At 60.9% G+C, this 12647-nt stretch carries 8 protein-coding genes and 1 pseudogene; 3 read left to right on the top strand and 6 right to left on the bottom strand.

Annotated features, from left to right (window positions below):
• Positions 1–136 precede the first annotated feature (136 nt).
• Positions 137–1309: a hypothetical protein gene (locus tag ACLKMW_RS21565; RefSeq protein WP_415726588.1), complete on the top strand. Its 1173-nt coding sequence runs from the start codon at positions 137–139 to the stop codon at positions 1307–1309.
• A gap of 402 nt (positions 1310–1711) precedes the next feature.
• Here ACLKMW_RS21565 and ACLKMW_RS21560 read toward each other — a convergent pair.
• From ACLKMW_RS21560 to ACLKMW_RS21545, 4 genes and pseudogenes are all read right to left on the bottom strand, one after another.
• Positions 1712–1798 (bottom strand): annotated as a pseudogene (locus ACLKMW_RS21560) (IS6 family transposase); the annotation flags it as partial.
• A gap of 121 nt (positions 1799–1919) precedes the next feature.
• The gene (locus ACLKMW_RS21555) at positions 1920–5069 is read right to left on the bottom strand and encodes an efflux RND transporter permease subunit (protein ID WP_415726587.1); all 3150 of its coding nucleotides are present in this window, start codon (positions 5067–5069) and stop codon (positions 1920–1922) included.
• A gap of 3 nt (positions 5070–5072) precedes the next feature.
• Positions 5073–6176, bottom strand: a complete 1104-nt coding sequence (locus tag ACLKMW_RS21550; RefSeq protein ID WP_415726586.1) for an efflux RND transporter periplasmic adaptor subunit — start codon at positions 6174–6176, stop codon at positions 5073–5075.
• 242 nt (positions 6177–6418) lie between these two features.
• On the bottom strand, positions 6419–8155 hold the full coding sequence (locus ACLKMW_RS21545; protein WP_415726585.1) for a tetratricopeptide repeat protein: 1737 nt from the start codon (positions 8153–8155) through the stop codon (positions 6419–6421).
• A gap of 260 nt (positions 8156–8415) precedes the next feature.
• Between ACLKMW_RS21545 and ACLKMW_RS21540 the strand changes: the two genes are divergently transcribed.
• A complete protein-coding gene (locus ACLKMW_RS21540) occupies positions 8416–9564 on the top strand; it encodes a sensor histidine kinase (RefSeq protein WP_415726584.1) in 1149 nt (382 codons plus the stop codon).
• Positions 9552–10280 (top strand): LytR/AlgR family response regulator transcription factor, encoded by a 729-nt coding sequence (locus tag ACLKMW_RS21535; protein WP_415726583.1) that lies wholly within the window; start codon positions 9552–9554, stop codon positions 10278–10280. Before ACLKMW_RS21540 ends, ACLKMW_RS21535 begins: the two co-directional genes overlap by 13 nt.
• Positions 10281–10328: 48 nt before the next feature.
• On the opposite strand, the gene ACLKMW_RS21530 is transcribed toward ACLKMW_RS21535, so the two are convergent.
• Positions 10329–10766, bottom strand: a complete 438-nt coding sequence (locus ACLKMW_RS21530; RefSeq protein WP_415726582.1) for a hypothetical protein — start codon at positions 10764–10766, stop codon at positions 10329–10331.
• Positions 10767–10868: 102 nt separating this feature from the next.
• On the bottom strand, positions 10869–12476 hold the full coding sequence (locus ACLKMW_RS21525; RefSeq protein WP_415726580.1) for an arylsulfatase: 1608 nt from the start codon (positions 12474–12476) through the stop codon (positions 10869–10871).
• Positions 12477–12647: the final 171 nt, after the last annotated feature.

Below are 12647 nucleotides of genomic sequence, written 5' to 3'. Positions count from 1 at the left end.
TCACTGGCCGAATGTCCGAATTGATCGAAACGGCCCAACGTATTTGGCTTAACTTAATCGAGCGCCGTATCACTCTCATACATTCAGGCCCTCGCCTGTCGGCGCTCCCGGATGTGCTTGCTACAAGGAGGGTTCCATGACCGCGCGTCTCTTCCGATGCAACATCACCAATGCCGGCGGGGCCTCGATCGTCTGGGTCGACGATCATCTCGATCACGGCGAATGGGCCGACGGGAGCCTGCCCTCGCAGGCGACGGGCACCATCGCGCCCGGCGAAACCCGTAGTTACCAGGCGGAGTCAGGCGGAGACATTCCTATTCTAAGCAGCATCATGACGGGGACCGAGGGCTGGGTCCTTTTCCGCACCACCAATACCAGCGGCACCACGGAATTCTTCAAAATCTCCCACTACCTGCCCTATTGGTCCCCGCGCAGGGGCGCCGGCTTTGAGGCCATGCGCTTCGACCCGCGTATCTCTCCGGGCACGGCCGAATTCGACACGCGCGATATGACGCCCGCCACCATCTCGGTCAAGCGCACGAATCTCTCCTCGCCGCACGACGAGTTGGCCGAGGCGCAGAGCCTGCCGTGGCTGATTTTTTGGTCGGTCGGTCAGATTTTTACACAACCCTACGGCGATTTCCATTGGCATCTGAGCATCACTGTCAGCAATACTGCGCCGCCGGCCTCGACGACGATCCCGTTCCCCACCACGACACCACAAAACATCGACTCGCGGCCTTTCCGCTACTCGAACCCGGCAATGTGGGTAGGCGTCTGGGACAGCGATGATAACCGGGTGACCGCCGTCATCTCGGTTCAGCCGAACGGACTGTTGAAAGTCTCCGTCACAGAGCGCAACCCGGGCGGACCAGAGACCTTCGAGGCAACCGATGTGCCCATCTCAAGGACGTCGCTGCTCGGGATTCCCAGACTGTTCGATAATATCCCTGTCCTGCGCCAGCAGAGGGAGCTCGTCAACGAAGCACCTCGATGGATGGTACAGGTGGAGCGGCGGGGCGGAGATGAGTATGAGATGTTCGACGTAATCGCCCACGATCATCCTCTATATTCCGACGCGGTGGCGGAAGTAGAACGGGTCTTCGACGTCGCCGATACCTGGAGGCCGCAGAAGTTGGGTGGCGACTATCTGAGCCTGCCCAACGGCGCGGTTCTGGAGATACAGCGATTCACAGCCAGCGGAACCACCATAGGCTACGGCCTCAGATATGTCCGTCCGGCTTTCGTTCCAGTGCTGGTTGCCGGCTCGATCGACACCCATCTTCACCACCGATTGGTGTTGAACTGACGATATTTGCGCCAGCCGGCGGAGAGCTGGCGGAGCTCACCTGCCAGGGCGCTGGCCCCTCGTCGTTGCGGGCGTGACCGAGATCCTGAGGCTTTTGCCCCTCAGAAGCTCCTCGGCAGGCTGGCCGCCAGCCGGTGCCGCGGCCGAAAGCATGCGGCAGGCGGGGCCAACGTCATTGCCGGGGGCCGGGTCAAGAGCACAGCATCGCGCAATTCCGCCTCGTCCTCGATACAGGCGCTTGCTTTACCCTCACCGTAGCGGCCGCTAGCGCCAGTCGCTACCGCCAGGCGCCCGCTCGTTTTCGTCCCGGCGCATCACCCATCGCGGGCACCTGTGGTTATCATGACGTCCTCAAAACGTTCCAGCAAGGCTTGGCTCGGCGGAAGGGCTGGGACCGCAGTGAACAATAGAATGATCAATGCGGATAACGCGTTCGGCCATCAGGCTGAGATTGTAAAGCAGGTACCAGCGCGCGCACGGCAAAAGCATCGACTGGTCGAAATGTCTGAAAACAATGGTGGCAGAGCGTGGCGTCGACCACTCAGCTGACGATCAAGCAGGGTTCGAAAAAATTTCGCAACCGAACCGTTTTGCCTGCGGTCATACATTTTCAAAGAGCTTTCTGACTGCGATCATCCACGGACCGACGAACGACAGCATGCGTACGCTCTCTAAGCCATTGAAAAACGACATAGAGCGCCGGAACAACAAAGATACCGATGAACGAAGCCGCAATCATGCCGCCCGCGACGCCGGTTCCGACCGCACGGCGGCTAAGCATGCCGGCACCGCTGGCAAAAACCAGAGGAATCAGCCCCGCAATGAAGGCCAGGCTGGTCATCATCACGGCGCGGAAACGCGCGCGCGCCCCCTCAATGGCCGCGTCGACGATCTCCAAGCCCTTTTCGCGCCTATCCTTGGCGAATTCCACAATCAGGATCGCGTTCTTGGCGGCTAGCGCAATCAGCACCACCAGGCCGATCTGGGCGTAGATGTCGAATTCAAGACCCGCGAGGAGGATCGCGACAAGGGCGCCGGCGATGCCGACCACCACCGACAACAGCACCGGCACCGGAATCACCCAGCTCTCGTAAAGCCCCACCAGGAAGAGATAGGCAAAGATCGCGGCAAGCACGAGTATAGCCGTCGTCTGGCCTGCGGCTTCCAGTTCCTGCAATGCCGTTCCGGTCCATTCGTAGCTGTAGCCCGGCGGCAACGTCTGCTCGGAAATGGTGCCCATCGCGGCAAGCGCCTCACCCGAGGAAACGCCGGGGGCAGGCTGGCCGTTGACCGTGACTGAGCGATAGTTGTTGTAACGCACGACCGATTGCGGCCCGACGATATATTTCACCTCGGCCACCGCAGCGAGCGGCACCATCTCTCCCGAAGCGTTGCGTACATGAAGCCGGGAAATGTCATCGACCGAACCGCGATCCCCCTCGGCGGCCTGCATGGTCACTTTCCAGCTACGTCCATAGAGGTTGAAGTCGTTGACATAGAGTGCGCCGAGCGTGCCCTGCAGCGTGGTGAAGACGTCGCTTACCGAGACGCCAAGCACCTGCAGGCGATCCCGATCGAGGTCGAGATAAAGCTGCGGCGAACTGGCCGAATAGGTGTTGAAGGTCGGTCCCAGGCGCGGATTCTGGTTGGCGGCGATGGTCAGGCCGCCGGCCACGGAGGCAAGCTCGGCGGGCGCACGTCCCTGAAGGTCGAGCAACTGGTACTCGAAGCCGGAGCCTGTACCCAAGCCCATGATCGGCGGCAGGTTGAAGGCGAAGACCTGGGCTTCGCGGATGGCCGTGCCCTTCGCCATGGCCTGACCGATTGCAACCATGACCGAACTGTCGGGGTTCTCGCGCTCGGTGAAAGGCTTCATGGTTACCACCGCAAAGCCGCTGTTCGACTTGGCGAGCCCATCGAGGAAACTGTATCCGGTAACCGAGACCACGCTCTCCACGCCCTCTATCTCGCCGAGCATTGCCTCAACCCGTTTCACGATGGCATCGGTGCGGTTATAAGAGGTTCCCTCGGGAAGGCGGATCTCGGTGAAGAAGGCGCCCTGGTCCTCACTCGGCAGGAAGCCGGTCGGCACGACCTTGAACAGGTAGCCGCTGAAAGCGGCCGCAGCAACGAGCAGCACGACACCGATGACCGCCCTACGGGCGATCGCCCCCGCAATCCGCGCATAGCTGTCGCGCGCGCCGTCGATGCGCCTCGACAGCCAGCCGAGCGCACCTTTCTTCGGCCCATGATGGGGCTTCAGGAGAATGGCGCACAGCGCCGGGCTCAAGGTGAGCGCATTGATGGCCGAAAGCACCATCGATACCGAGACCGCGACGGCAAATTGCTGGAAAAGCTGGCCGCTGAGGCCGGGAATGAAGGCGACCGGTACGAAAACCGACAAAAGCACCAGCGTAATGGCTACTATCGCGCCGGTAATCTCACTCATCGCCCGGCGTGCCGCGTCCGCAGCCGACATGCCGGGATTCTCCTCCATGACGCGCTCGACATTCTCGACGACAACAATCGCGTCATCGACAACGATGCCAATGGCGAGCACCAGCGCCAGCAGCGACACGGTGTTCAGGGAAAACCCGAGAGCAAGCATGACCGCGAAAGTGCCGATCAGCGCCACCGGAACCGCAATCAGCGGAATAAGCGTAGCACGGAAACTGCCGAGGAACAGGAAAACGACCACAATCACAAGCCCGAAGGCCTCGAACAGGGTGTGCTCTACATTCTCCACGCTCGCTTTGACGAACTGCGACGTATCGTAGGTGATGTCGTAGGCCAGTCCATCGGGGAAGGACTCAGCCAGCCGCTCCATTGCGGCGCGCACGCCATCGGCTGCCGCAAGCCCATTGGCTCCCGGCGCCTGATAGGTGCCGATCATGGCGACCGGCTTGCCGTTATAACGGGCACTCACGTCGGAATTGGCGGCGCCAAGTTCGACCTTGGCTACGTCGCGAATGCGGACAAACGAGCCGTCCGACGAAGTCCGCAAAACCACATCGGCAAACTGGGCTGGATCGGTAAGCCGTCCCTGAGTCTGCAAGGTGAGCTGGAACAACGGATCGTCCGTCATCGGCTGGGCACCGATACGGCCGATGGCGGCTTGAACGTTCTGCGCTCGCAGCGCCACCACGACATCGGCGGGCGTGAGACCGATATTGGTCAGCCGGTCCACGTCAAGCACGATGCGCATGGAATAGTCCTGCGGGCCAAACATCGATGCATCGCCTACGCCGGGCACCCGCTTGATCGCATCGAGAACATTGATAGTGGCGTAGTTCGAGAGGAACAGTGAATCGTAGCTGTCGTTCTTGTCGTAGATGGAAAGAACCTGCATCAAGGCCGACGACTTCTTGCTGACGCTCACCCCCGTCTGCGTGACTTCAGCCGGCAGACCGGCTTCGGCGAGCGCCACGCGGTTTTGAACATTAACGGTCGCGATGTCGGGATCGGTTCCTACGGCAAAGGTGATGGTCAGATTATAGGAGCCGTCGGCACCGCTGGTCGATTTCATGTAGAGCATGTTGTCGACGCCGACGATCTTGGCTTCGATCGGCTGGGCGACGGTGGCTTCGACGACTTCCGGGCCGGCGCCGGGATAGTAGGCCGTAACGCTGATTTGCGGCGGCACGATATCGGGGAACTGGGCGACCGGCAGGCGGCCCAGCGCAATCAGGCCTGCCAAGGTCAGTACGATGGAAATGACTGCGGCAAGCCGCGGGCGGTCGATGAAAACCTGTGAGATCATGGTTCAGCCGCCCGTCGCCTGTCCGGCGTCCACCTTCATGCCCGGCCTGACTTTCCCGACCCCTTCGGTGATGACCAGATCGCCCTCCTCCAGGCCCTTAGCAATGACCGCCTGGCCTTTGGCATTGCGCGCCACATCGACACGCCTGAGTTCGGCAACCGAGTCGCCGCCGACCATGATAACGAAAGTGCCCGTCTGATCGCGCTGCACCGCCTGCTGGGGAACCGCCAGAACCTCCTGTGGCTGCGACTGTTCGAGCTGCACGCGAACCAAGGCGCCATCCAGCAGCACGGAATTCGGGTTGTCGAATCCGGCTCGCACCGTGATGGTATCGGTACCCTGGGCCACATTGGTGGAAACGAAGTTGATCGTGCCCTTCGAAGGATAGGTCGATCCGTCCGGAAGTACTAGTTGAACATTGGCTTCATTTCCGATCTCGCCCTTCTGTTGGCGTTCGCGGAAACGCAGATAGGTGGCTGTCGCTACGGAAAATTCGACATTGATCGGATCGAGCTGCGTGAGCGTGACCAGCGCCGCAGAGTCCGGTCCGACCAGCGCCCCAATATCGACGGCGGACAGACCTAAGTTGCCGTCGAAAGGTGCGATGATTTTAGTATAAGACAGGTTTAGTTCGGCATTGCTCTTGCTGCCGCCAAGGCGCGTCAACTCGCCTTCGGATTTCGCCAATTGCGCTTCTGCGGCATCGAGGTCGGCCAGAGAACCCGTCTGGCGTTGCAGCAGCTTGGCCTTGCGGTCGCGGTCTACCATGGCCAGGCGGCTTTGCCCCTCGGCAGCCGCGATCGATCCCTGTATTTCCTGAAGAGCTGCCCGATAGGCTCCGTCCTCGATTTCATAGAGGACAGTGCCCTTGGCGACGTTCTCGCCCTCGGTGAAGTTGATCGCTTCGACGAAGCCTGACGCGCGGGCACGGAGATCGACCTTCTGGCGCGCCACGACGCGCCCGGTGAAACCGATGCTTTCACGCAGATCCATAAGTTTGGCCGGCGCAACCACGACCGCCGGGGCCTTGGCTGCCTGCTGCGCCAAGGCCGGCCCGGCAATGAGAGAGGCTGACAGCAGCGCGATGATCAGGTTCGATCGTGACATGACAGTCCTTATTTCGTCAGAAACCGTATGCGTCGCACGTCTCCGTCCGCCCATTCGTTATCCGGAGGCAAACTTCATGCTGAATAGGCAGCCGATGTTGAGGGTGCTATGATGTCATGCTGCGCCCGAAGTACGTTACAGTAACAAGGCTTGCATCCGGCGGATGCTGAGGAAGGTCGCCCCAATCACCAACGGCGCTCTGTCGATAACTTGCAGGTTGGCGCGGTGTTGGCGCTCTGTCGCTATTGGAGGGGCAGGCCGGCTTTGGAAATACCATCCAGTAGCAACGAAACAAGGGCAGGATCGAAGCGGCGTCCCGTCATGTAGCGGCGAACCGACGTCTGTGATCCGAGGCCCGACCGTTGCAGCAAGGCTGCTGTCGTTCCTGCGGCAGAAAACATCCCAAGCTGCCCCAGGGTTGCAAGGCGCAGAATGCCGGCTTCACAGCAAGATGCCGGAGGGGCCTGTTCAAGGTGTGCGATGGCCTCTCCATAGGCGCCGCGCCGATAAGCGTCCGTGGCCAAAGCGGCATGAACCTCGGGACTCGCCCCTTCCGCGAGATCAAGCGACTTCTCGACCATCGACATTGCTTCGTCCCAGTGCCCGGTGAGCGCAAGAACTCCGGCAAAGGCCGCAATGGTCTCGTGGTCGCTCGGGTTCAGCACTGTTGCGCGTCGACCGGCCTTGATGGCAGCATCGGTGTGGCCCAGATGGAACAGCGCTTCCATTTGCGCCCGAACGCCGGCAACCGCGCCGGGTGCAAGGACAGTGGCCGTGTTGGCCAGGCTCAGCGCGCGTCTGGCGACCTCTTGGGAAGGCTGTAGCGGATTGAGCGCCGGCAACACCCGGGAAAGGGCCGCATGGGCGGCGGCATCGCCTGGACGAGCCTCGATTGTTTTCTCCAGACAGCTTCTCGCCGTCTGCAGCATTGCCGGATCAGACGCGTGAAGCGCCCGATAGGCGCGCAGGACGCACCCATAGCCCAATGTCGGCGCGGCATAATCCTTGCGCAACTCGGTATTGCTGATCGTCCCGCGCGGGCCGGCAAGGCGGTTTGCCAGCCGCGCCACTATCAAGCCCTGATCTTCCGCTTCCTCCTGAATCGACACGACGCGCGACATGAGGACTTCGCTGCCATCGCGATCGATGACCTGCCACCAAAGCGAACGCTGTGGCGAGTGCGGGCGATAGTCCACGTCGATCTGGTAAGCCGACTCGTACGCGCCAGGTAGTGACGGCACCATCTGCGCATTGCCAGCCAGAACCTGGTCCTCCGGCTTGTTTACGATCCTGACGGTCTGGAACTGGGACACGGCGACAAGCAGCGCCTCCTTGAAATCGCGCGCGGATTGCGTGGATTGGTCACCGTTCACAGTGACGTTCAAAAAGGCCCGAGGCCTTTCTGAAATTGCGCCTTCCCCCGGGGTCACGAACTGCGATAAGGCAAATCCCGCAAGCAGGATCCCGCTTACGACCAAACCGGTCGAAAGCCCCAAAAAAAGCTTCGATCCTTGCGATTGCTCATTCCCGGAGCTGGCATCCGGAACGTCGGCGACAGCGGCCGTATCGACAGCGGCTTGGGTTACGTCTTCCGTTCGGGATCGCCGGCTGAACACGGGCACGTAGCCGCCCTTCGGCAGATCGATGCGAAGCAGGTTACCCTGTCCGTGGACTTCGTAATAATGCGCCAGCGAGGAGCGCAGTCGCATCGCTTCTATGCGCACGATGGGGTCGATCAAAGGATCGAAATCTTCTGGGCGGCCAAATACGTCTACGGCGACAGAATAGGCCTTGATCTTGTCGCCTTCACCCTCGAGCAGCTTTTCCGTGACGTAGCGCAGGAAGCGCTTATTGCGCTCGGATGAGCGGAACTTGGGATCGGTCAGTATCCGCTCCAGCTCCGCCGATGCTTCCTCTGCGGAAACCGGCGGCTCCTCCGGTCCACCGCCGAAGGACAAACGCGCTTCTTCAGCAGCCATCTGCGCGCGTGCCGACCCTTTCCCGATTCCCACAAGGCGCAGGTGAAGCCGGCTCGACGCGTCCTGCTCCCAAAACATGTACGAATCGCCCCCGCCCGCATTTGGTCAACCGGCTGGTACCGTGCTAGGCATTGCCTGCGCAGGTCCCGTCCGAACGATGGCATGGGACGCGGGGTGCCGACATACCCTATTCGACGAGGGGGTCGATTGAGTCGACGAAGCGGCTGTTTGGAGCGCAGCCGCGCATTTGGGGGGTACCAATGAGCGTCCTTGCCAAACCCGATCAGCAGGGGTTGCATTTGGCTACGGCCGGCAACCCGTCCAATCGGGATTTCACGCACGAAGCCATCGCCGTTCCCAATACGGCCCTGGAACGAACATTGGGATCGTTCTGGCGCGCGCAAACCGCCGGCTGGCTTTTCGGCGCTGTATTCGGCTTCGTCAGCCGTATCGTCGCCTTCCAGGACGTCCCGCTTGCACTGGCCCTGACTGCTGTTCTCGAACCCCTCGGATTTTCGCTGACCGCGCTTGCCCACTGGATCTTCCGGGATCGGATCAGACATGGCGTGACCCTTACGATCGTTGCGGTGGCTTTGGTATTGTCCGTTGTGGCCGGGCTGGGCCAGATGCTGGTTGCCGATACGATCAAAATGGCGCTGCTGCCGCAAAACAACCCTGGCCTGGTTACCGGCAAGCTCGTCGTTCCCGCCGTCTACTATACGCTGGTGTTCATGGGATGGTCGCTTGCCTATCTATGGATCAACGCCGAGGCTGACGCCCGCACGGCGCGTTTCCAACGCGGCCAGGCGCGGGAAGTCGCTCTTCGCGCCGAACTGAACCGGTTGCGCTCGCAACTGGATTCGCATTTCCTGTTCAATGCCTTGAATGTCGTGGCCATGGAGATCCCTGAATCGCCCGATACGGCGCTTGAGATGACAAAGCGTGTGGCAGCCTATCTGCGCTATTCGCTCGCGCACCACGGCCAGCGATTGTGTCCGCTGGCCGAAGAACTGGAGGCAATGCGCAACTATTTGCGCATCCAAGAACTGCGGTTTGAAAGCCGGCTGGATTATCGATTTGATATCGAGCCAAACGTCGAGGATGCGTGGGTTCCCCATCTCATTCTGCAACCGCTTGTCGAAAACGCAGTCAAACACGGTCTTGCTACCGCTGACGGGAATCTTGCGATCGCGATTACAGCTGGACGGCGCAACGAGCAGCTCGCCCTGGAAATCCGCAACTCCGGCCAGTTGGAGCGACGTAGCCGCGACCGGCCGGCTGTTGGCCTCGCCAATACCCGCCGCCGGCTGGAACTGCATTACCCAGACCGTCATAGGTTGACCGTCAACCAGGCAGGGGATGACGTGGTTGTGCGGCTGACGCTATGGGGAAGCGCATGCTTCGCCTGATGCTGGTGGACGACGAACCCCGCGCACGCCGTGGCCTGAAACGCATCATAAGCGCGAGCGCGGACATCGAGGTCGTCGGCGAAGCGGATTCGATCGCCAGCGCGCGCCAGTTGGCCGATGCGCTCAAACCGGACGCCATCTTCCTGGACATCGAGCTCGGTGACGGCCGTGGCTTTGATCTTTTGAGTCAGCTCGATCCGAGACCGGCCATCGTCTTCGTTACGGGACACAGCGGGTACGCACCGGAGGCATTCGATGTCGCGGCCCTCGACTACCTCTTGAAACCGGTGGATGAGGACCGCCTCTCGGTCACTCTGGATCGATTACGGCGGCATCAAAAACAAGTTGGCACAGAGGATGCAGCCCGTTCGAACCACCCGCAACGCCGCCACATCAGACTGCCAGGCCGCTCGGCCATCGTACCGGTCGACAAGATCGCGCTTCTGATGGCCGAAGGTGACTTCACGCGCATCATGATGGCCGACGGCCATAATCATTTTTTTGTGTGCCGCCTGCTTCGAAGCTTCGAAACCGAGCTTCCCGAGCCGCCATTCGTGCGCGTCAGCCGTTCGCTTTTATTCAATCTCGATCATGTCCAGAACATCTCGGCACATGAGGGTGGGCGTTCCGTCGTATCGTTCGGCGAAAGATTGGAGCCGATCAGGCTCGGGCGCACGCCTACAAGGCGCCTGCTGCGCCATCTTCCCTTCAACTGACGGCGACCGCTTTGCCCGTCAACACGGAGGACGCCTCTCACCCCCGGCCTATGCGGGGGGCGTGCCATCTGCCGCTGCCCATCGCCTCGGTCTGCCGCGTTCGCTTATGAAATAGACGATGCTGTAAGCGACGATCGTCGCATCCACGAGAAAGAGTGGAAAATAACCTGCTACCCACGGCTCGCCGAGGCTGGTGAGAAAAAGATAGACAATGAAGGCTTTTTCAACCGTGCTGAAAAGCATCGTTTCAAAGCGCAGCCATGGACGGAATGCGGCGATCACCATCAGAACGCCTATGCAAAACACCATGAGCCCCCAATGCCGCAGAGCGGGGACGCTGGAGGGTGTATAATCGACGAAGCCGCCAAGCAGAGGACTGATCGTGCCTATATCGAGCGCCAGCGGCAGCGTCGCGCATGTGACCAGCCCGAACAGGATCAGGAACCATTTTACGGTTCGGTTGATGAAGGCGTTTATGGCACGCATGTCTTCTCGTGAAAATAGGACGGACAGTGACACCGATTGTTCCCGCTCGGCCCTCATGGCAGGCAGGAACGGCCGCCTGCCAAAGGGTCGTCACCTCAGCGGCTATTGCGCCATACCCGCCTGGGCGGCCGCAATCTGGGCCCTTATCGCATCCAGGTTGAAGCTCGCGCCCCTTTGCATCGGCGGGAATTCAATCGCCGACTTAGCGAGGTCCGCGACCTTCGCCTGCACGAAAACGAACCGCCAGAACTCGTATCTGAACCATTCGAAATACTGCAAGGAGCCTTCACTGGTTCCGTTGCTGGGCCAACCAGCGCGCTCGAACGGATCGAGCCGCAGGTTGGTGATGTAGGGTGCCGATAGCGAGGTCTTGCCGCCAAGCCAGCCCTCCGGCTGTTCGATGAAGCGGTATTTGTAGTCACCGATCCGCAGGGCGCCGAGGCGGCTCTCGCCGAAATACCAGACCTCCTCACGGTTCGACTCTGCCTTGCCAGTCAACATGTCGAGCTGGTTATAGCCGTCGAGATGGACCTTGTAGGTGCGTTCGCCTATCTTCTTTCCAGACTTCAGCTCGTCCACGATATCGGCATTGCCGGCCGCGGCTACGAAAGTCGGGAACCAGTCGAGCCCCGACATGATGCCGTTCTCGACCTTTCCGGCGGGGATCTTGCCCGGCCACCGGACGACCGTCGGCACGCGGAAGCCGCCTTCCATTACCGTGCCTTTGCTCTGGGCGAAGGGCGTCATGCCGCCATCAGGCCAGGTGAAGAGCTCGGTGCCGTTGTCGGTGGTGAAGACGATGATCGTGTTGTCGGCCTCGCCGATCTCATCAAGCTTCTGCATCACCGAGCCGACCATGTCGTCGAGTTGGGCCATCCCGGCTTCCTGGATCGACCAGCCATTCTCAGCATTGCGCATCGCGTCATATTTCGGCGATAGATGCGTCACGATGTGCATGCGTGTCGGATTGAGCCAAACCAGGAATGGCTTGTCTTCTTCCTGCGCCTTGTCGATGAATTTCAGCGTATGCTCCAGGATCTCGTCGTCGACGGTTTCCATGCGTTCGGCGCATAGCTCGCCCGCGTCCTCGATCTTCTGCTTTCCGATCTTGCCCCAGCGCGGCTGTTCGGTGGGATCATCCGTGTCGGTGGCCCAGCTGTGGATCATGTTGCGCGGCCCGATCCGCTCCTTCAGCGCCTTCGGGTAGGTCGGCTGACAGGGGTCTTCCATCGCGTCGAGATGATAGAGATAGCCGAAGAACTCATCGAAACCGTGGACGGTGGGAAGAAACTCGTTCAGGTCGCCCAGATGGTTCTTGCCGAATTGCCCGGTCGTGTAACCCATGTCCTTGAGCACTTCGGCCATTGTCACCGCTTCCGCCGGCAATCCGGTAGAGGCGCCCGCCTGGCCCACCGTCGTCATGCCTGTGCGCACCGGAAGCTCGCCGGTTATGAAGGCCGAACGACCCGCCGTGCAGCTGGCTTCCGCATAGTAATCAGTGAAAATCATGCCCTCGTCGGCAAGTTTGTCGATATTGGGCGTCTTGCCGGCCATCATCCCGCGATGATAGGCGCCGATATTCCACATGCCGATGTCGTCGCCCATGATGACCACGATGTTGGGCTGTTGTTCCTGCGCGATCACCGGAGCGCTCGCCGCGATAAACACGGCAGACGACAGCGTGATCCACAGCTTCCTGGCTACGTTCATGGCATGTGTCCTCGTCGTTCCCGACTGCCAGAAAGGGGCCGGCAGCCTCCACCCATGCGCCCCAGTCGCAACTGCTGATGCTGCGGGGGCGGCGACCAGACGTTATCGATCCTGCGCGAGCTTCCGCCGCCCGCGCCTTGCCGGCCTGGCACCGATGCACAATCCCACTCT

Source organism: Borborobacter xinjiangensis (genome assembly GCF_047739745.1).
Classification (GTDB): domain Bacteria; phylum Pseudomonadota; class Alphaproteobacteria; order Rhizobiales; family Rhizobiaceae; genus Pseudaminobacter.
Note: the sequence above shows the minus strand (reverse complement) of the source record. Positions and strands in the feature narration are given on the sequence as shown.